The organism is Pseudomonas paraeruginosa PA7 (assembly GCF_000017205.1).
Lineage (GTDB): Bacteria > Pseudomonadota > Gammaproteobacteria > Pseudomonadales > Pseudomonadaceae > Pseudomonas > Pseudomonas paraeruginosa.
Window position 1 is genome coordinate 4,488,696 of record NC_009656.1, and the last position, 19,733, is coordinate 4,508,428.

19 protein-coding genes are annotated in these 19,733 nt (G+C 69.0%); 4 read left to right on the forward strand and 15 right to left on the reverse strand.

Annotation, left to right across the window (positions count from 1 at the left end; all coding sequences use genetic code 11):
- Positions 1 to 107 precede the first annotated feature (107 nt).
- From PSPA7_RS20705 to PSPA7_RS20755, 11 genes are all read right to left on the reverse strand, one after another.
- Positions 108 to 1,094 carry an NADH:ubiquinone reductase gene (locus tag PSPA7_RS20705; RefSeq protein WP_012076766.1) on the reverse strand — a complete coding sequence of 329 codons (987 nt, stop codon included), beginning with the start codon at positions 1,092 to 1,094 and terminating at the stop codon, positions 108 to 110.
- 14 nt (positions 1,095 to 1,108) lie between these two features.
- A complete protein-coding gene (locus PSPA7_RS20710; RefSeq protein WP_012076767.1) occupies positions 1,109 to 2,026 on the reverse strand; it encodes an SDR family NAD(P)-dependent oxidoreductase in 918 nt (305 codons plus the stop codon).
- 36 nt (positions 2,027 to 2,062) lie between these two features.
- On the reverse strand, positions 2,063 to 3,208 hold the full coding sequence (locus PSPA7_RS20715; protein WP_012076768.1) for an acyl-CoA dehydrogenase family protein: 1,146 nt from the start codon (positions 3,206 to 3,208) through the stop codon (positions 2,063 to 2,065).
- A gap of 1 nt (position 3,209) precedes the next feature.
- Positions 3,210 to 3,971 carry an enoyl-CoA hydratase/isomerase family protein gene (locus tag PSPA7_RS20720; protein ID WP_012076769.1) on the reverse strand — a complete coding sequence of 254 codons (762 nt, stop codon included), beginning with the start codon at positions 3,969 to 3,971 and terminating at the stop codon, positions 3,210 to 3,212.
- Positions 3,971 to 5,038, reverse strand: coding sequence for an acyl-CoA dehydrogenase family protein (locus PSPA7_RS20725; protein WP_012076770.1), 1,068 nt, complete (start codon positions 5,036 to 5,038; stop codon positions 3,971 to 3,973). Before PSPA7_RS20725 ends, PSPA7_RS20720 begins: the two co-directional genes overlap by 1 nt.
- A 126-nt stretch (positions 5,039 to 5,164) precedes the next feature.
- Positions 5,165 to 5,572, reverse strand: coding sequence for a PaaI family thioesterase (locus PSPA7_RS20730; protein ID WP_012076771.1), 408 nt, complete (start codon positions 5,570 to 5,572; stop codon positions 5,165 to 5,167).
- Positions 5,569 to 6,921, reverse strand: a complete 1,353-nt coding sequence (locus tag PSPA7_RS20735) for an MFS transporter (protein ID WP_012076772.1) — start codon at positions 6,919 to 6,921, stop codon at positions 5,569 to 5,571. The genes PSPA7_RS20730 and PSPA7_RS20735 overlap by 4 nt, the downstream gene beginning before the upstream one ends.
- A 75-nt stretch (positions 6,922 to 6,996) precedes the next feature.
- Complete coding sequence (locus PSPA7_RS20740) at positions 6,997 to 7,863, reverse strand: MaoC/PaaZ C-terminal domain-containing protein (RefSeq protein WP_012076773.1); 867 nt, start codon at positions 7,861 to 7,863, stop codon at positions 6,997 to 6,999.
- A complete protein-coding gene (locus PSPA7_RS20745) occupies positions 7,847 to 9,994 on the reverse strand; it encodes an acetate--CoA ligase family protein (RefSeq protein ID WP_012076774.1) in 2,148 nt (715 codons plus the stop codon). The genes PSPA7_RS20740 and PSPA7_RS20745 overlap by 17 nt, the downstream gene beginning before the upstream one ends.
- Before the next feature lie 110 nt (positions 9,995 to 10,104).
- The gene (locus PSPA7_RS20750) at positions 10,105 to 11,256 is read right to left on the reverse strand and encodes a thiolase family protein (RefSeq protein WP_012076775.1); all 1,152 of its coding nucleotides are present in this window, start codon (positions 11,254 to 11,256) and stop codon (positions 10,105 to 10,107) included.
- A complete protein-coding gene (locus PSPA7_RS20755; protein WP_012076776.1) occupies positions 11,253 to 11,636 on the reverse strand; it encodes a Zn-ribbon domain-containing OB-fold protein in 384 nt (127 codons plus the stop codon). Before PSPA7_RS20755 ends, PSPA7_RS20750 begins: the two co-directional genes overlap by 4 nt.
- 158 nt (positions 11,637 to 11,794) lie before the next feature.
- Here PSPA7_RS20755 and PSPA7_RS20760 point away from each other — a divergent pair, with 158 nt between their 5' ends.
- Positions 11,795 to 12,601: an IclR family transcriptional regulator gene (locus tag PSPA7_RS20760; protein WP_003157902.1), complete on the forward strand. Its 807-nt coding sequence runs from the start codon at positions 11,795 to 11,797 to the stop codon at positions 12,599 to 12,601.
- Between the two features lie 134 nt (positions 12,602 to 12,735).
- Here PSPA7_RS20760 and ehuA read toward each other — a convergent pair whose 3' ends face one another.
- From ehuA to ehuB, 4 genes are read right to left on the reverse strand one after another with little or no spacing between them, the layout of a single operon-like run.
- Positions 12,736 to 13,569: an ectoine/hydroxyectoine ABC transporter ATP-binding protein EhuA gene (gene ehuA, locus PSPA7_RS20765; RefSeq protein ID WP_012076778.1), complete on the reverse strand. Its 834-nt coding sequence runs from the start codon at positions 13,567 to 13,569 to the stop codon at positions 12,736 to 12,738.
- Positions 13,570 to 13,592: 23 nt separating this feature from the next.
- Positions 13,593 to 14,249: an ectoine/hydroxyectoine ABC transporter permease subunit EhuD gene (ehuD, locus tag PSPA7_RS20770; RefSeq protein WP_012076779.1), complete on the reverse strand. Its 657-nt coding sequence runs from the start codon at positions 14,247 to 14,249 to the stop codon at positions 13,593 to 13,595.
- Positions 14,246 to 14,905 carry an ectoine/hydroxyectoine ABC transporter permease subunit EhuC gene (gene ehuC / locus PSPA7_RS20775; RefSeq protein ID WP_003155327.1) on the reverse strand — a complete coding sequence of 220 codons (660 nt, stop codon included), beginning with the start codon at positions 14,903 to 14,905 and terminating at the stop codon, positions 14,246 to 14,248. Before ehuC ends, ehuD begins: the two co-directional genes overlap by 4 nt.
- Positions 14,906 to 14,963: 58 nt before the next feature.
- The gene (gene ehuB, locus PSPA7_RS20780) at positions 14,964 to 15,818 is read right to left on the reverse strand and encodes an ectoine/hydroxyectoine ABC transporter substrate-binding protein EhuB (RefSeq protein WP_012076781.1); all 855 of its coding nucleotides are present in this window, start codon (positions 15,816 to 15,818) and stop codon (positions 14,964 to 14,966) included.
- Between the two features lie 405 nt (positions 15,819 to 16,223).
- On the opposite strand from ehuB, the gene ehuR reads away from it, so the two are divergent.
- The 3 genes from ehuR (at position 16,224) to PSPA7_RS20795 (ending at position 19,727) form a co-directional block, all read left to right on the forward strand.
- Positions 16,224 to 17,618, forward strand: coding sequence for a MocR-like ectoine utilization transcription factor EhuR (ehuR, locus tag PSPA7_RS20785; protein WP_012076782.1), 1,395 nt, complete (start codon positions 16,224 to 16,226; stop codon positions 17,616 to 17,618).
- A gap of 146 nt (positions 17,619 to 17,764) precedes the next feature.
- On the forward strand, positions 17,765 to 18,742 hold the full coding sequence (gene eutB, locus PSPA7_RS20790; RefSeq protein ID WP_012076783.1) for a hydroxyectoine utilization dehydratase EutB: 978 nt from the start codon (positions 17,765 to 17,767) through the stop codon (positions 18,740 to 18,742).
- Positions 18,735 to 19,727 (forward strand): cyclodeaminase, encoded by a 993-nt coding sequence (locus PSPA7_RS20795; protein ID WP_012076784.1) that lies wholly within the window; start codon positions 18,735 to 18,737, stop codon positions 19,725 to 19,727. Before eutB ends, PSPA7_RS20795 begins: the two co-directional genes overlap by 8 nt.
- Positions 19,728 to 19,733: the final 6 nt, after the last annotated feature.

A 19,733-nucleotide genomic window follows, 5' to 3' on the forward strand; every position in this document is an offset into this window, starting at 1 on the left:
TGTAGCCACTACAGGGTCAACGGCGTGGAAACATCGGGATACGCATGACCGTCGCGCGCCCGGGCGATCCTCGGCGAAGCCCGCCACGCCGGCCAGGAAGGAACGCCTCAGTCCTGCGCAAGCATGCCCTCCAGCCGTTGCCGCACCAGGCCGCGGGCCTGTTCGACGATGCCTTGCAACAGCTCGGCGCAGGTCGGCTCGTCATCGATCAGGCCCTGGACCATGCCGGCCGACCAGATCCCCAGGTCGGTATCGCCCCGCTGGTAGACCTGGCGGCCGCGCTGGCCGCTGACCAGCGCGGCGATGTCGGCGTAGGCGGCCCCGCCACGCGCCTCGATCGCCAGTATTTCCTGGCTGATCGCGTTGCGCGCCACCCGCGCGGTATTGCGCAGGGAGCGCATGATCAGGTCGGTGGAACGCTCGTCGGCCGCACGGATCGCCGCTTTCACCGCCGGGTGTACCGGACATTCGCGGGTGGCGAGGAAACGCGTGCCCATGTTGATCGCGTCGGCGCCCAGCGCCAGCGCCGCCACCAGCCCGCGTCCGTCGGCGAAGCCGCCGGACGCGATGATCGGCACGCGTAGCCGGTTGGCCGCGGCGGGCAGCAACACCAGCCCGGGAATGTCGTCCTCGCCCGGATGGCCGGCACATTCGAAGCCGTCGATGGAGACGGCGTCCACGCCCAGTCGCTCGGCCTTGAGCGCGTGACGCACGGCGGTGCATTTGTGGATCACCTTGACCCCGTGCCGACGGAATTCGGCGATGTGCTCGCCGGGGTCGTTGCCGGCGGTTTCGACGACGCGGATTCCCGCCTCGATGATGGCTGCGCGATATTCGGCATAGGGCACCGGCTTCTGCGTCGGCAGCAGGGTCAGGTTGACCGCGAACGGCCGATCAGTCAGTTCGCGGCAGCGGGCAATCTCCGCAGCCAGTGCCTGCGGGCTCGGCTGGGTCAGCGCCGACAGCGTGGCGAGGCCGCCGGCATTGGCCACCGCGGCGGCCAGCTCGGCGCGCCCGACCCACTGCATGCCGCCCTGCATGACCGGGTGTTCGACGCCGAAGGTCTCGGTGAAGCGGGTCCTGAACACGCCCATGGATTACCCCCGGTTCAGATCGGGTCCCAGGAGAACACATCCGGGCTGCGCGCCAGGTCCATGAAGCTGCCGCGCAACGCCGGCATGCCGTGCTCGGCGATGCTCTCCGCAGTCCAGCCGCGCTCGCTATGCACGCTGCGCAACGGCCGGCTCTGGCTCATCAGGAACAACTCGTGGTTGCGCGCGGCGAACACCTGGCCGGTGACTTCGCGGGCTGCGTCGGAGGCCAGGTAGACCGCCAGCGGTGCATTCTTCTGCGGGGTCATGCGTTGCAGCTTCTCGACGCGGGCCTTCTGCTCCGGGGTGTCGGCCGGGATCGAGTCGGTCATCCGGCTCCAGGCGAACGGCGCGATGCAGTTGGAGCGCACGTTGTAGCGCTGCATGTCGAGGGCGATGGATTTGCTCAGGGCGACGATGCCCAGCTTGGCCGCGGAGTAATTGGCCTGGCCGATGTTGCCGATCAGCCCCGAGGTGCTGGTCATGTGCACGAACGCCCCTCCCTGCTGGGCGCGGAAACGCTCGGCGGCGGCGCGACTGACGAAGAAACTGCCGTTGAGATGGACATCGATCACCGACAACCAGTCCTCGGCGCTCATCTTGTGGAAGATCGCGTCACGCAGGATGCCGGCGTTGTTCACCACGATGTCCAGGCGGCCGAAACCGTCCATGGCGCAGTCGACGATGCGCCGCGCGCTGTCCCAACCGGCGACGCTGTCGGTGTTGACCAGTGCGTCGCCGCCACGCTGGCGGATCAGGCCGAGTGTCTCCTCGGCCGGCGAGGCCGAGCCCCCCGCGCCCTGCAGCGACACGCCGATGTCGTTGATCACCACCCGCGCCCCGGAGTCGGCCAGGGCCAGGGCGATCTCGCGACCGATGCCGCCGCCCGCGCCGGTGACGATCGCGACCTTGCCTTCGTTGAGTTTCGTGCTCATGGGTAAACCTCTTGGTCCGCTGGATATCGGTTGCGCTCAGCCCGGCAGGCCGAGGACGCTCTTGGCCAGGATGTTGCGCTGGATTTCGTTGCTGCCGCCGTAGATGGTGGTCGGCCGCGACTGGATGAAGATCCCCGCCGGATGCAGGTCGGGATCGTCGGCGAAGGGTTGCAGCAGCGCCGCGTCCTCGCCGGCGATCTCCAGGCCCAGCTCGCTGATGCGCTGGTACAGCTCGGACTGGAAGATCTTCAGCATGGAAACCTCCGGCCCGAGCCTCTCCCCGCGGCGCAGGCGTTCGGCGAAACGCCCGTAGAGCGCCTTGTGGCTGTCCAGGTCCATGCTCAGCGCGGCGAAGCGCCGGGCGAACAGCGGCTCGCGCCACACTCCCAGGTGCCGGGCCAGGCGCTCCAGGCGCTGGAGGGCGAAGGTGGACTGCTTGGGCGAACCGAGGAAGATCCGCTCGAAACCGAGCAGCGCCTTGGCCATGCTCCAGCCCTGGTTGATCTCGCCGACCAGGTTTTCCCGGGGCACCCGCACATCGTCGAAGAACACCTCGCAGAACTCGCCGTGCAGCTCCAGGTTGAGGATCGGCCGCACCTCGATGCCGGGACTGTCCATCGACACCAGCAGGAAGCTGATCCCATGCTGCGCCCGGGTGCTGCGCTCGGTGCGCACCAGCATGAACATCCAGTTGGCCTCGGCGCCCATGGTGGTCCAGGTCTTCTGTCCATTGACCACCCACTCGCCGTTTTCCAGGCGCGCCTCGGTGCGCAGGCTGGCCAGGTCGGAGCCGGCGTTGGGCTCGCTGTAGCCCTGGCACCAGATGTCCTCGCCGCTGAGGATGCGCGGCAGGAAGCGCGCCCGTTGCGCCTCGTCGCCGTAGCGGATCAGCAGCGGACCGAGCATGGTCACGCCGCTGTCGGGCAGGCGCGCGCAACCGTAGTCCTCCATTTCCTCCATCATGATCAGTTGCTTGCCGGCGCTAAGGCCCATGCCGCCGTACTCCGCGGGCCAGCCGGGGCACAGCCAGCCCTGTCGCGACAGCAGCAGGTACCACTCGCGGGTTTCCTCGCGCCCCAGGCGGTGGGAAGGATTGCGGATGCGCTGCGGATAGTGGGCGGCGATCCAGTCGCGGACCACCCGGCGAAAGGTATCGTCGTCGAGACGGTTGTAGTCGGTCATTTCAGTGTCCTCCGAATACGGGGGGGCGCCTGGCGAGGAAGGCGGCCTTGCCTTCGGCGTGGTCGGCGCTGAGGAACAGCTGGCTCTGCAACTCGCCCTCGCGCTCCAGCAGCAGGTCAAGGCCGTCGGCGAGCAGCGCGCGAGTCATCGCCAGCGGCAACGGCGCCTGCTGCTCCACCCGCGCGGCCAGCGCCAGCGCGGCGTCCAGCGTGCCGCCGGCGGCACAGAGCTGATCGGCCAGGCCGATGCGCAGCGCTTCCTCGGCCTCCACCACCTGGCCGAACAGAAGGATCTGCCGCGCCCGGCCGAAGCCGATGCGCGCCGGCAGGGTGTGCAACTGGCCGAGATCGGCGAGCAGGCCGACCTTGCCGAAACCGGCGGCGAATCGCGCGGTGGCGCCGCAGACGATGCTGTCGCAGGCCAGCGCCACGGACAGCCCGGCACCCACCGCCCAGCCTTCGACAGCAGCGATCAGCGGCTTGCCCATGCGCACCATCTGTCGCACCAGGCGTGCGTTGTCGCGCATCCGCGCCCTGCCGTCGGCCAGGCTGCCGACCCGCATGTCGGCGAGGTCGCCGCCGGCGCAGAACACCTCGTCGCCGCCGCTGAGCAGCACGCTGCGAATCGCCGGGTCGCGCTCGGCCGCCTCCAGGGCAGCGAGCAGATCCATGCGCAGCGCCGGCGACAATGCGTTGCGCCGTTCCGGATTGTCGAAGCGCAGCAGGCGCACCGTGCCGCGCGTTTCCTGCAACAAGCCGCTCATCAGGCCACCTCCCGCTGTAGCGACTCGACGTAGCGCGCCCGGTGGAAATCCAGCGAACCATGGGCATTGAGCAGCACCATGGCGCGGCGCAGGAACAGGCCGATGTCGGCCTCGTCGGTGTAGCCGATGCCGCCGTGCAACTGGATGGCCTGGCGGGTCACCAGCAATGCCGCCTCCGAGCCGCGTACCCGCGCACTGGAGACCTGCCGCCGGCGCTCGTTGGCGGACGCCCCGGCATCGATCGCGGCGGCGGCCTGCCCAACCATCGCGCGCGACAGCTCGATCTGGATCTTCAGGTCGACCATGCGGTGCTGCAGCGCCTGGAAGCTGCCGATCTCGCGCCCGAACTGGCGGCGCACCCTGAGATATTCCAGGGTCCGCTCGAAGGCGCCGTCCATCAGCCCGACCAGGTAGGCGGCGCAAGCCAGCGCCGCCTCATCCAGCGCCTGCTCGACGGGCCCGTCGACGGGCAGCGGGCGCGCCGGCGTGTCGTGGAAACGCAGGCGCGCCCGGTGGGCGCCATCCTGGGTCGGCTCGCAAACCAGCTCAACCCCGGCGGCATCGCGCTCGACCAGCGCCAGGCCCTGCGCACAAGCCACCAGCCAGGCATCGGTGGCGCCTCCCAGGCAGACGCGGGCGACGCCGCCGCGCAGCCGTCCGCCATCCAGGCACGGGCGCTGCCGTTCCTCGCGGTAGCCGATGCCGGCGGGCAGGATCAGGCGCTCCCCGGCCAGCAACGCGGCGCGTTGCTCCTCCGGCAGCAGCGGCGCCACCAGCCCGGCCTCGATCAGCGGCTCGGGCAGCAGGCCGCGCCCCAGGGTCTCCAGCAACGCCACCCACTCGGCCATGCCCAGGCCGCTGCCGCCCAGCGCCTGGTCCAGACGCAGTCCCGGCCACCCCATGGCACAGACCTCGCGCCAGGCCTGGCGGTCCACCGCGGTCCCGCTGAAACGGCCGCGGCGCACCCGCGTCAGGTCGCCGTCGCGCGGCACCAGGGAGGCGGCGCTGTCACGGATCATCCGCAAGCGCTCCTCGCGCTCGCGGTCCCAATCGTCTTGCTCGCTCATCTGCTCGTACTCCTGTGGATGGGACGGTGTCCGCTCCCCTGCCGGACGGAGGGTGACGGCCGACCCCGCGCAGGCCATGGGTAGAACGCACGTCGGGCAATCCCGCCGCGACACCTGGAAACGCCGCTAGGGCTTCGCCACGCGATACCTGAAGCTGCCCGAAGCCATGGCGATCACCTCGCCGTCCTCGTTGCTGATCTGCGCCGTGCAGAAACAGATGGTGCGGGCCCGCCGCACCAGCCTGCCGACGCCCCTCAGTTCGCCGCGCGCGCTGCCCATGAAATGCGTGGCCATGTCGATGGTGACCATCGAGCAATCCGGCAGACAGGCGCGGATCGCCTGGGCCATGGCGGCGTCCAGCACGGACATCAGCACCCCGCCGTGGAATTGCTGCAGGTAGTTCATCAGTTCGGGACGATGCCCCAGGCGCACCCGCGCCACCCCGTCGGCGTCGGTCCAGCGCTCGAGGCCGATGAACTCCTGGAAACTGACGGGCGGACGCGCGCCGCTCGGATCGTGTGGGAAAGCATTCATGGCATACGCACTCCTTCTGCAGGATCAGGCCTTGGCCGGGCGCCGCCGGCCGCCAGTGGCGGGGATGCCGCCTGGCTGTCGCCGGACGCCCGGTTCGGGTCGTAGAGGCGGTCCGGAATGAACAGCGCCGGGATCAGCCCGGTGAATACATAGGTGATGCCCATCACCAGGAAACCCGCGCCGATCGATACATGGCTGGCCAGCAGGCCGATGCCGGCGGGCGCCAGCGCCGCGCCGATGCGTCCCAGGTTGTAGGCGGTGCCCACCGCCGAACCGCGTACCCGGGTGGAGAAACTCTCGGTCATGTAGGTGGCGAGTACGCCGACCGGGACGCCGTAGATGAAACCGAAGATGATCAGGATCCAGAGGATGTTGGCCGGCGAGTGATGGAACACGATCAGCGGCATGAAGGCTGCGCTGCCGATGGCCCCGGCGGCGAAGGTCAGGCGCCGGCCGAAGAGATCGGCGCAGGCGCCGGCGACGATCTTGCCGAGGATCATCGCGCTGTAGGTGCCGACCATATAGCCGGTCATCGACTTGAAGTTCATCCCCAGCTCGCTTTCGAGGTAGGACGGCATCCAGTTGTTGGTGCCGTAGTAGCCGAACAGCAGGAAACAGGAGGTCAGGCTCCAGAGCAGGAACATGCCGCGCGTTTCCGGATCGCCCAGCATCCGCCCAAGCGGACCGGCGCCGCGCGCCGCGCGCTGGGCCGCACCGGAACGCCGGCATTCGCTCCGGGTCGCCAGCCAGGAAGGCGACTCCGGCACCCAGGGCCGCAAGAGCAGGCAGACCAGCGCCGGGCCCAGCGCGGTGAAGAACAGCACGCGCCAGCCGAACTCGGGGATGATCCGTCCCGCGAGCAGGGTCGCGACCAGGTAGCCGACGGTCCAGCCGGCCTGCATGGCGGCAAGGAGGGTGGTGCGGTACTTCGTGCCGACGCACTCGGACATCAGGATGTTGCAGGCGACGAACAGCGAGCCGAGGCCGAGCGAGGCGACGAAGCGGACCAGCGCGAACTGCCAGTAGCTCTGCGTCAGCCCGAGCAGCGCGGTGCCGATGGAGAACAGCACGATGGTCCAGGTCACCACCCGCACCCGGCCGAAGCGGTCGCAGCACCAGCCTCCGTAGATACCGCCGATGGCCATGCCGGCCAGGGTCAGGCTGCCGAGGGAGCCGGCCTCGAAGTTGCTCAGGGCGAATTCGCTCTTCAGGCTGTTGAGGCTGTAGGCGAGGAACATCAGGTCGACGCCGTCGGCGAGCAGGCCGAGGAAGCAGAAGACGAAGGCGATGAGCATGGTGCGCCGGGGGATGGCCGGCGCCGGGTTCGGGGAAAGCGCGGTGGCATTCATTATTGTTGTTCTCGCAGGCAGGGGTTCGCTTCATCGTCGCGCCGGCCCGGAGCCTCCGGGCCGACACCCTTCGGTTCAGTCCGGCCGCTCTCGAGGGGCGCCGATCCGGCCGTTGTCCAGCACCACCCGGTCGCGCTCGACGACACGGGTACGGAACGAGCCATCGCTCCACATCTCCGTGCGCAGCGTCTCGCCGGGAAACACCGGCGCCGAGAAGCGCACCTGCAACTGCCCCAGGTGCTCCGCCCGATAATCGGCGAGCCCGCGCAGCAGCGCGTGGAACGCCACGCCGAGGGTGCACAGGCCGTGCAGGATCGGCCGCGGGAAACCGGCGCGAAGCGCCGCCGCCGGCTCGGCGTGGAGCGGGTTGTCGTCGCCGTTGAGGCGGTAGTACAGGGCCTGCTCGGGGCGGGTCGGCAGGTCGACCTGCAGGTCCGGCGCCCGCTCCGGCAGGCGGTGCGGCGCTTGCGCCACCTGTCGGGAACCGCCGCAGCCGCCGTCGCCGCGCAGGAAGGTGGTGCTGTGGGCGACGGCCAGCACCTCGCCGCTGAGCGCATCGCTGAGGACCTTCTCGCTGTAGAGCAGCGCGCCCTTCTCGGCGCCCTTGTCCACCAGCCCGGTGACCCGGGTCCGGCCGATCACCTCGCCCTCCGCCGGCAACGGCCGGTGCCATTCCAGGCGTTGCTCGCCATGCACCAGGTGTAGCGCGTCGACCCCGGTGTCCGGCCTGCCCAGCCAGAAGCCCGGATGACCGAGCACCAGCGCCATGCACGGCAGTGCCCGCAACTCCCGGCGTGGATCGACGAAAGCCAGCTGGCGCTCGTCCAGCGGGTCGCCGCCCAACCCCAGGGACAGGGCGTAGAACGCCGTGTCGCGACGGCTGTAGCGCTGGCGAACCTCGGGGATCGGGTAATTCAGGAGCACCTCAGGATCGAGCGCCATCGGCCACCTCCTCGAGTTCCACCACCGCATCCACGGCCCAGGCGCCCTGCCCCTCGGGCAAGGCGATGACCGGGTTGAGGTCCACCGAGCGCAAGCGCGGCCCCGCCGCCCAGGCGAAGCGCGACAGGTTCGACAACAGCCGCGCCAGCGCCGCCACGTCGGCCGCCGGGCGCCCGCGCGCACCGAGCAGGAGCGGCGCACCCTTGATGCCGCGGATCATCGTCTCGGCCTCCTCGGCGTCGAACGGGCAGCGACGGAACACCACGTCCCGCAGGACTTCGACGAAGATCCCGCCAAGGCCGAACAGCGCCACCGGGCCGAACAGCGGGTCGCGCTGGATACCCATGAAGCACTCCACCCCACCTTCCAGCTGACGCGCCACCAGCACCCCGTCGAGGCGCGCCAGCGGCGCCCTCTCGGCGGCGCGCCGCAGCAACAGGTCGAAGCCGGCACGCACGCCATCGGCGTCGCGGATATCGAGCAACACGCCGCCGATATCCGACTTGTGCAGGATGTCCGGCGAGGCGATCTTCAGCACCACCGGGTAACCGATGCGCCCGGCGAAGGCCACTGCCGCACCGGCATCGACCAGCACCGCTTCGGCGGCGGACTCGATGCCGGCCATCGCCAGCAGGCGCTTGGCCTCGGCCTCGGCGGGCGTGCCCGCGGGCAACTCCGGACCTTCGCCCGCCGTGCGCTGCCGCAGGGGCCGGGCAAAAGCCTCGCCGAGGCGACCCATGGCCTGGATCGCCACGACCGCCCGGGTGGGATCCTCGAACAGGGCGAAGCCGGCGCTCTCGTAGGGCGCCAGCTCCTCGCCCTGGCCCATCACCGAGACCACGAACAGGCGATCGGGGTGGGCCTCCTTGACCCGCCTCAGCTCCTCGGCCAGGCGCGGGCCGACGGAGGCGGCGGTGCCGGCCTGGGTGAAGAAGGCGATCAGCGACCGATAGCCGCCGTCGACCACCATCGACTCGGTGAAGTCGCGTACCAGGCCCAGGTCGTTGAGCGCCTGGGCGGTGCAATCCAGCGGGTTGATCGGCGAGGCGAACGACAGCCGCTCCTTCAGCCGCGCCTGGGCCGCCTCCGGCATCGGTGGCATCGGCAGACCGACCTCCTCGGCAGCGTCGCTGACGATGATCCCGGCGCCGCCGCTGACGGTGATCATGCCGAGGCTGTTATCCACCGGGTAGATGCGCCGGGTGGCCAGATAGGCGATGTCCATCAGCTCCTCGGTGGTGCGCGCGCGGATCACCGCGTAGTCGCCGAGCACCGCGTCCAGCACCTTGTCGTCGCCGGCCAGCGAGGCGGTGTGGGACAGCGCCGCGCGGCTGCCGAGGGCACTGCGCCCGACCTTGTGCAGGATCACCGGCTTGCCGGCGCGGTGCGCGCGCTCGAGGGCGGCGAGAAAGCTGTCGACATTGCGGATGGATTCGGCGTAGGCCATCACCACGTCGATTTCCGGCGACTCCACCAGCCAGCCGATGCTGTCGCCCAGGGTGACGTCGGCCTCGTTGCCGGTGGCCACGCAGATCGGCGTCCCCAGGTGACGCTGGCGCGCCATGCCGAGCAGGTGCGCGCCGTAGGCGCCGGATTGGGTGGCGATTCCCACCCGGCCCGGCAGCGGTACGCCGCGCTCCATGCTGGTGGAGAAGAACGCGTAGTAGCCGAGGTTGCCGTTGAATACGCCCAGCGCGTTCGGCCCGAGCAGACGCATGCCGCTCGCGCGGGCGGCAGCGACGATGGCTTCCTGCATCGCCGCGCCGGCCGCGCCGACTTCGCTGAAACCGGAGGAAAACACGATGGCGCTGCGCGCGCCCTTGCGCCCCAGCGCCTGGACGGTTTCCAGCACCTGCGCCGCCGGCACGGCGACGATCGCCACGTCCGGCGCCTCGGGCAGCGCCTCGACCTCGGCGAAGGCCGGCAGGCCCTGGATCTCGGTCCGGTTCGGATTGACCGGAAGGATGCGTCCGGCATAGCCGTGGCGCAGCATGTAGGCGATCGGTCGGCCACCGATGCGGATCGGATCGCTGGAAGCGCCGATCACCGCGACCGAGCGCGGTTCGATCAGCGGAGTGAGGCTGGCGAAGCGTGGAGCGTCGACGATCTGTTGCGAGTGGTTCGCTGACATGGGGTCCACCTGGTCCGTTCGTTTGCGGCCGGCGCGGCAACCTTTTCGCGTGCGAGCGCGCCCGTGGGACGCCGCTCCGGCGGTGCCCGGGGAAGCTGTCGGCCTGGGGTCTAGAGCGTGTCGCGGGTGCCGAGCAACGCGGTCACCTGGCTCGACAGCGTGCCGCCGTTGCCATGCAGCAGCGCCACGTCGGCCCTGGCCAGCTGCCGCTCGCCGGCCTGGCGGCGGAGCTGGGTGACCGCCTCGATGATCAGGAACATCCCGTACATGCCGGGATGCACGCAGGAAAGCCCGCCGCCGTTGGTATTCACCGCCAGTTCGCCGCCGGGCGCGATACGTCCGTCCTGGACGAACCGGCCACCCTCGCCCTTGGCGCAGAAGCCCAGGTCCTCGAGGAACAGCAGGGTGTTGATGGTGAAGGCGTCGTAGAGCATCACCAGGTCGATATCGGCGTGCCGCACACCGGCCATCTCCATCGCCCGGGGGCCGCTTTCCGAGGCCGCCGTCACGGTGAGATCGGGCATCGACACGATCGAGCGATGCCACTGCGCGCCGGCCGCGCCGAGGAAGTACACCGGCGTGCCGGGCAGGTCGCGGGCGCGCTCGGCGCGCACCACCACGCAGGCGCCACCGCCATCGGTGACCAGGCAGCAGTCGGCGGTGCTCAGCGGGTCGCTGACCATCCGCGCGGCCAGCACGTCGTCGACGCTCAGCGGACCGCGGGCGAATGCCTCGGGATTGAGATTGGCCCATTGCCGCGCGGACACCGCCACTTCGGCGAGCTGTGCGCGAGTGGTGCCGTACTGGTGCATGTGCCGGCTGGCCGCCAGGGCGTAGGCGGTGATCGGATGGCGCGGCCTGTAGGGCGTCTCGTGCCATTGCGGCTCGCTCATCGACACCAGGCGGCCACCGGCGGTGCGCTGGTTGGAGCCATAGCAGATCAGCGCGGCGTCGCACAGGCCGGCTTCCAGGGCGAGCGTCGCCTGGAGCAGGTGCAGTTCGAAACTGGAACCACCGATGTTGGTGCCATCGACGAATCTCGGCCGGATCCCCAGGTATTCGGCGACCGACAGGGTGGGAAAGGCATGGGAACTGGTGGCGGCGAAGATCGCATCGATATCGCGAAGTGCCAGGCCGGCGTCGGCGATGGCCCTGAGCGAGGCCTGGGCGAGCAGTTCGATGGCGCTGTGCCCCGGCGCTTCGCCGAGGCCCGCGCTGCCGATGCCGACGATCGCGGTCCTGCCACGGAGTGCCGCGCTCATGGGCGCACCTCCCGGGGAACGAACACCACGATGCTGGCGCCGTCCTGCTCGACGATGCGCGCCTGCAGCCGGGTACCGATCGGCAGGCTCGCATGCCCCTCGATCCGCGACATCATGCGGACACCTTCGTCCAGGTCGACCAGCGCGACATTGTGCTCGCCACCACGGGAGCGATTGACGGTGATCGCATAGAGCGTGCCCAGGCCACTGGCGGGAACCCACTCCAGATCGGTCTCGCCGCTGCCCGGCACCAGGTGGCGCGGGTAGAACACGTGACGGCCGCTGGAGCGACTACGCTGCAACATGAAACGGCCCTGGGCGAGATACGCAAGGTATTGCGCCTCCGGTCCCGGAGTACTGCCATCGGGAAGATCTGCCACGAGGTTTCTCCTTTGTTCTTGTCGACCTTTGCTGCAAAGTGCATCGCGGTGAACGCCGAACCGGATCCTGCCGATGACGCCGGTTGTACGCTCCGGAAGGTCAGAATATATTCACCATCGTGAATGTCAATCAGAATACTGAACAAGAAAGAGGAAGAATGACCAAGGACGCCCCAAGCAAAAGCGCCGGCGGCAAGGATGTCGGCGCCGTCGTGAATGCCATCCAGATACTTCGCCACCTGGCCCATGCCGACGGCGCGCAAGGCGTGGCCGCCATCGCCCGCGCCACCGGCATCAGCCCGAGCAGCGCGTTCAACATCCTGCGCACCCTGAGCAACGAACGCCTGGCCTCGTTCGACGACGCCAGCAAGACCTACCAGCTCGGTCTCGGCCTCTCGGAACTCGCCGTAGGATTCTTTGGCCGCAGCTATGCCGACCTGATCCAGCCGGAACTGGAACGCCTGAGCATCGCCCACCACATCCTCGTCGCCCTGTGGCAGGTGACCGACGACGCGCACATCCGTGTCATCGCCCTCGCCGCCCCGCCCGTCGCCCATGTCAACGTCGCCATCGGCACCCGCCTGCCGGAACTGGTCGGCGCCGCCGGACGCTGCATCGCCGGCCTGCGCAGGTTGCCGGAGGACGAACTGCGCAGGCGCCTGACCCGGGTGCGCTGGGAAAACCCGCCGAGCTTCGAGCAGTACCAGGCCGAAGCGGCCGACGCCGCCGCGCGCGGCTGGGCCATCGACGAGGAGCACCTGTATCGCGGCGTCAGCATGGTCGCCAGCGCCATCGTCGACCACGACGAGCAGCCGCGCTTCGCCATTTCCGCCATCGGCATCAGCGCCCAGCACCAACCCGACGATCTGGAACGGATCGGAACCGACCTGCGGGATACCGCGCGCTTCGTGAGCCGCGCGCTGTTTCCACAGAACGTGGCACACAAAAGCACGGCCAAGGAATAGCATTCAGCCAGCTGAAAGAACCGTTCGAAGCGCACCCGCGCGGCGACGGCGAAGGACTCGGCCGGGTCTTGTCGATGTCCAGCGAGACCCGCGCCTGCCGGGGCACCCGCTCAGCGCGGCAGACAAGCCGCGCTTCAACTCGCTTCGTTCACCGCGCTCAAGAAGCAGCGCGTCCGCTCATGCTGCGGCTGCCCGAACAGCTGCTCCGGCGTCCCCTGTTCGAGGATGCCGCCCTGGTGGAAAAAGCACACACGGTCGGCGAACTCGCGGGCGAAGCCCATCTGGTGGGTGACCATCAGCATGGTCAGGTTGTGCTCGGCGCCGAGCCGGCGCACCACGTTGAGCACCTCGCCGCACAGTTCCGGGTCCAGCGCCGAGGTCACCTCGTCGAACAGCATCACCTTCGGTCGCATGGCCAGGGCCCGGGCGATGGCCACGCGTTGCTGCTGGCCACCGGAGAGTTGCGTGGGATAGTGCTCCAGCTTGTCGCCCAGGCCGACCATCGCCAGCAGCTCCTCGGCACGCTCGCGAGCCTCGCTGCGGCGCATTCCCAGCACCTGGACCGGCGCCTCCATCACATTCTTCAGCGCGCTCATGTGCGGGAACAGGTTGAAGCTCTGGAACACCATGCCGATCTTGCCGCGCACGCGGCGCACGTGAGCTTCGGAAGCGCGCACCGGTTCGCCGTTGCGCAACTGGTGGGTAAGCGGCTCGCCATCCACCTCGATCACCCCGCTGTCGATGCTCTCCAGGGTCATCAAGGCCCGCAGCAGGGTCGACTTGCCCGAGCCGCTCGGGCCGATGATGGCGACCTTCTCGTTGGCGCCTACCTCCAGGTTCAGACGGTTCAGCACGCTGAAGCTGCCGTAGCTCTTGCATACGTCGCGAAAGCGCACCATCGGCTGCGCGGTCTGCGCCTGCGGGGCCTCGCTGGCCAGCGGCCGGGCGGTCATGGACAGGACGGTCATGGGGTTTCCTCCGATAGGCGTCTTCATGGCAGCGCCGTGCGTTTTTCCACCTGGCGGACGACGCTGGCCAGGCCGATGCTGATGAGCAGGAAGAACACCCCGACCAGGGTGATCGGCTCCAGATAGCGGAAGCTGTCGGAGCCAACGTTCTTGGCCTGCTGCATGATTTCCACCACGGTGATAGCCGAGAGCACCGGAGTGTCCTTGAACATGGCGATCAGGTAGTTGCCCAGGGCCGGCAGCACAGGGCGGATGGCCTGGGGCAGGATCACCTGGCGGTAGGCGCGCCACGGCGAGAAGTTCAGCGCCGTGACCGCTTCCCACTGTCCGCGCGGCACAGAATCCAGGCCGGCACGGTAGACCTCGGCGGTGTAGCAGGCGTAGTGCAGGGCGATGCCCAGGGTGCCAGCCACCAGCGAGGTCATGCTCAGCCCGTAGCTGGGCAGCACGTAGAACAGGAAATACACCTGGATCAGCAGCGGCGTGCTGCGGATGAACTCGATCAGCCAGGCCACCGGCCACGACAGCCAGAAGTGCCGGCTGCGCCGGGCCATGGCGAAGAGCAGGCCGAAGACCATCGCCAGGGTGAAGCCGACCAGGGTGATGCCGACGGTCTTGAGCGAGGCGTGCAGCAGCTGCGGCAGGATCTGCCAGGCGAACTGCCAGTCGAAGAATTTCATCGCAAGCCTCCCCGGATGCGCCCATGCCCCAGCCGGCGTTCCAGGCGGCGCATGAGGAAGACGATGACCTGGGCCATGGCGAAGTAGAGCACAAGGGTCAGGCTGAAGATCTTCAGCGTCTCGAAGGTCGCCTGGTCCAGTTGACGGGCGCGGAAGGCCAGGTCCGAAAGAGTGATCAGCGACACCAGCGAGGTGTTCTTCAGCAGCTCGATCAGCAGGTTGGTGCCCGGCGGTATGGCGCACAGCAGCGCCTGCGGCAGGACGATCCGGCGGAAGCGCGTGAACGGCGTCATGTTCAGCGCCAGCGCAGCCTCGTACTGGCCCCTGGGCACCGAGCCGATGGCCCCGCGCATCACTTCCGCGCCGTAGGCGCCGATGTGCAGGCCCAGCCCGAGAATGGCCACCGTGTAGGCGCCCAGATCAAGGTTGAACGGCGGCAACGGCAGTACGAAGAACAGCCAGAACAGTTGCACCAGCAGCGAGGTGCCGCGGAACAGCTCGATGTAGCCGATGGCCAGCCAGCGTACCGCCGGCCACGGCGCCAGGCGGCCGAGGGCGGCGATGATGGCCATCGCCACCGCCAGCAGAGAACCGAAGAAGGTGACCTGGACGGTGACCCAGGCGCCCTCCATCAGCAGTGGAAGCAATTCACCCATGTTGCGCATCCCGTATCGACAGGTTCGAAAGAACGACCGAGTGGCCAGGCCCCGTCGCTCATTGCTTGCAGAGCTCGGCGGCGCTCTTGTCGGTCAGATTGGACTTGTCGAAGCCGAACGGCTCGACCGTCCGCAGGTGATCGTCGCTGCCCAGCCACTTCTTCAGTTGCCGGTTCACCGCATCGCGCAGGTCCTGGTCTTCCGGGCGGAAGGCCAGGGCACCATAGCCGATGTGCGCCGGGTCGTCCTTGAAGTCGGTGATGGCCTCGACGCTGTCGCCCCCCTTGCTCGCCAGACCCTTCATGGTCAGCGCGGTGCCGACGCTGGCGTCGGCGCGACCGGCGCGCACCGCCTGGAGCTGCGCGGTGGTGTCCGGCACCTGGACGATCTGCTCCTCGCTCACTCCCTCGGCGCGGGCGTAGCCCAGCTCGACGGTGCCGGACATGATCGCCAGGCGCACGTCCGGGTTCTTCGCCACGTCGGCGTAGCTGTGCAGGTTCTTCGGGTTGCCCCGCTTCACCAGCAGGGTGTCGGGGATCTGGTAGTGCGGATCGGTGAAGATCACCTGCCGGCAACGCGGCGGGGTGATGTACGTGCCGGCTGCGATCACGTCGAAACGCCCGGCGCGCAATCCGGGGATCAGCGCGCCCCATTCGGTGAGCACCGGCTCTATCTTCTTCACGCCCATGGCGCTGAACACCTTGGCGGCGATCTCCGGCGACTCGCCGGTGACCTTGCCGGAGGTCTCGGTGTAGGCGAAGGGGGCCTCGTTGGCATAACCGATGCGCACCGTGGCGCTGTTCTGGATGCGTTCGAGGGTGCTCTCGGCCTGGCTGGCGAAGCTGGCCGCAAGGCCCGCCAGCAGGCTGCCGGCCAGGGCCAGGCGATGGAGGGAACGGGGGGCGGTACTCATCTTCGGATCTCCTGATCTTCTCGTGCCGGCCTTGTTGTGTAGTTGGGACGCGGCGGTGGATGGCAGGTAGCGATGTCGTGCGACTGTTGTTCTTATGTTGGGACCCGTCGAGCGGGCCTTCCGAAGTACTGCCCCGGGAGAGGGCATTCATTGCGTTGCAGACTAAGCCGTCCGGCCTTGCGGCAGTTCCCGATCGGCGCCGTCGCGACGGAAAAAACCGCCTGTCGCACAGCGCCCATCCGCGGCTTTTTTCTGCGCCGGCCCGCTCCGCGGCGAAACGGAGCCATGCACGACCGGTCGGGCCGAGCATACAAAAGGCTTTCCAGCGCTGGAATTGCACTAGGACAATCCATGGAAATGCCCTGATCCATCACCCTGTGCCGAGGACGAAAGGGAATGCCCATCATGCAAAGCTGGCGCCACGCGCTGGCCGGCCTGCGGGTCGGCGAATCCAAGTACAAGACGCTGGTCCAGGCCATCGCCACGGAAATCGAGCAGGGCCGCCTGCAGGACGGCCAGCGCCTGCCTGCGCAGCGCCAGGTGGCCGACGGCCTGGGCATCAGCGTGCAGACGGTGACCAACGCCTACAAGGAGCTGGAACGCCAAGGCCTGGTGCGCTGCGAGGTGGGTCGCGGCAGCTTCGTCTCGCGCCGCATGACCGAGGGCATGGCGCGCTACATGCTCGACCACCCGGAACGCGCGCTGGTGGACTTCTCCATCGCCAGCATCGTCCACACCGACGAGCACGACCGCCTGTGGCGGGACACCTGCCGCGAACTGGCACAGGAGACGGACCAGCCGTGGATGCGCGCCTGCCGGCCGATCGCCGGCTTCGACAGCCACCGCGAGGCGGCGGCGCAGTGGCTGGCGCAACAGGGCCTGCACTGCGAGCGCGACGACCTGCTGATCACCAACGGCGCCGCCCATGCCATCTTCCTCGCCCTCGCCTCGCTGGCCGGGCCGGACGACGTGGTGCTCTGCGAGCAGTTGACCGACCACGGAGTGATCGGCAACTCCCAGGTGCTCGGCTTCACCCTCAAGGGCGTGGAGGTCGACCGCGAGGGGATCGATCCGGAGCACTTCGAAGACCTCTGCGCCAACGAGCGCATCACCGCACTGGTGTGCACGCCCAACCTGAACAACCCCACTTCCAGCCTGATGAGCGATGCGCGGCGCCGGGAGATAGCCGCCATCGCCCAGCGCTTCGGCGTCTACGTCGTCGAGGACGACGTCTATGGCCCGCTGCTGGGCGAGCGCCGCGCACCGCCGCTGAGCCACTATCTGCCGGAGCTGTCGTTCTACTGCACCAGTTTCACCAAGAGCGTGCTCACCGGCCTGCGCATCGGCTATCTGGCAGTGCCACGACGCCTGGCCCTGCGCACCGAGAGCATCCTGCGGGTGAACAGCTGGATGGCCGCGCCGCTGCTGGCCGAGGTGGCCACGCGCTGGATTCACAACGGCAACGCCCAGGCCCTCGCGGAACGCCAGCGACGCCTGTTGGCGGCGCGTCAGGCGCTGGTCGGCGAGCGCTTCGCCGACTACCTGCTGGGCCATGCACCGCAGTCCCTGAACTGCTGGATGGGGATTCCCGAGCACTGGGAACTGGACAGCCTGGTGCGCGAACTGCGGCACCGGCACATCGCCGTGACCTTGCCGGATCCCTTCATGGTCCGCGGCACGCCCCGGCCGCGCGCGGTGCGCCTGTGCATGGGCGCCGAATGCAGCGACGAACGCATGGCCCAGGCCCTGGACGACATGCGCGAGCTGTTCGAGCAGTATCCGAAGATCCACGACTTCTGACGCAGGGCACGCTCCTCGCCCGGCTGGCGAGCGGTAGAGCGTATTCCCCGCGACGAATGACAATCCCCGCAACATCGTCCTAGTACATTCGTCGCGACAATTTCCCGCTCATACACTCGGCCCGACTGCATTGTCGGGAGGCCGCCATGGCCAACGAGATCCCCCTGATCGAGCTGTACCGCGCGCGCCAGCGCATCCACGGGATGGTCCGGCAGACGCCGCTGGAGCATTCGCCGAGCCTCTCCGCACGATTGGGCGCGCCGGTGTACCTGAAGCTGGAGTCGCAGCAGGCCACCGGCAGCTTCAAGTTGCGCGGCGCCAGCAACGCCATCGCCCAGTTGGACGACGCGCAGAAGACGCGGGGGGTGGTCGCCGCCTCCACCGGCAACCACGGCCGCGCCCTCGCCCATGCCGCCCGTGCGCTGGGCGTACCGGCGGTCATCTGCCTGTCGTGCCTGGTGCCGGCGAACAAGGTCGAGGCGATCCGCGCCCTCGGCGCCGAGGTGCGTATCGTCGGCAACAGCCAGGACGACGCGCAGGCCGAAGCCGAGCGCATTGCCCACGAGCGGGGCGCGGCGCTGCTGCCACCCTTCGATCACCCGCAGATCATCGCCGGCCAGGGCACCCTGGGCCTGGAAATCCTCGAACAACTGCCACAGGTACGCCAGGTGCTGGTCCCGCTCTCCGGCGGTGGCCTGTTCGGCGGCCTGGCCCTGGCGCTGAAAGCAGCCGATCCGTCGATTCGCCTGCACGGCATCAGCATGCGCCGCGGCGCGGCCATGGCCGCCAGCCTGGAAGCCGGCCGACCGGTGGAGGTGGAGGAGCGGCCAAGTCTCGCCGACTCCCTCGGCGGCGGCATCGGCCTGGACAACCGCTACACCTTCGACCTCGCCCGCGCCCACTGCGACGAGTTGCACCTGCTCGACGAAGCCGCGATCGCCGCCGGCATCCGCCACGCCTACCGCGAGGAGCGTCAGGTGCTCGAAGGCGCGGCGGCGGTGGGCATTGCCGCCTTGCTGGAAGGGAAGATCGCCGCCGAAGGGCCGGTGGTGGTGGTCGTCAGCGGCCGCAACATCGCCATCGATCAACATCAACGCATCATCGAGGAAGCCCCCCATGGCTGATGTCACCCTGCTCAGCGAAGCCGACCTGCGCGCCTGCGTGGCGCTGGACCGCGAAAGCCTCGACGCCGTCGAGCAAGCCTTCCGCCTGCTGGCAACGGCGGCGGTGGCGATGCCGCCGATCCTGCGCCTGGACATTCCCGAGCGCAACGGCGAAGTCGACGTGAAGACCGCCTACCTGCCGGGCCTGCCGCGCTTCGCCATCAAGGTCAGTCCGGGCTTCTTCGACAATCCCCGGCTCGGCCTGCCCAGCCTCAACGGCATGATGATGCTGCTGTCGGCGCACACCGGCCTGCTCGACGCCCTGCTGCTGGACAACGGCTACCTCACCGCGGTGCGCACCGCCTGCGCCGGCGCCGTAGCCGCCAAGTGGCTGGCCCGGGAAGACGCCCGCCGGGTAGCCCTCCTCGGCGCCGGCGAGCAGGCGCGCCTGCAGCTCAAGGCGCTATGCCTGGTGCGCCCGATCGAAGGCGCCAGCCTCTGGGCCCGCGACGCGGTCAAGGCGCGCCAGTGCGCCGCCGAGCTGAGCACCGCCCTGGGCATCCCGGTGGTCGCCTGCTCCAGCGTCGACGAAGCCCTGGAAGGCGCGGACATCGCCATCTCCAGCACGCCCAGTCGCGAGCCGCTGCTCGAACGGCGCCACCTGCGTCCAGGCCTGCACATCACCGCCATGGGCTCGGACGCCGAGCACAAGAACGAGATCGCCGCCGACGCGCTGGCGGCACTGGACTGCTACGTCGCCGACCGCCTGAGCCAGACCCGCGTGCTCGGCGAGCTGCACCACGCCATCGCGGCCGGCCTGGTAGCGGCGGACGCCGACTTCGCCGAACTCGGCCAGGTCATCGCCGGCCTCCGCCCGGGCCGCCGCAGCGTCCGGGACATCACCCTCTGCGATCTCACCGGCACCGGCGCGCAGGACACCGCCATCGCCGGCCTGGCCTTCCAGCGCGCGCAGCGCATGGGCAAGGGGTTCCGCTTCAGCAGTTGAACAATT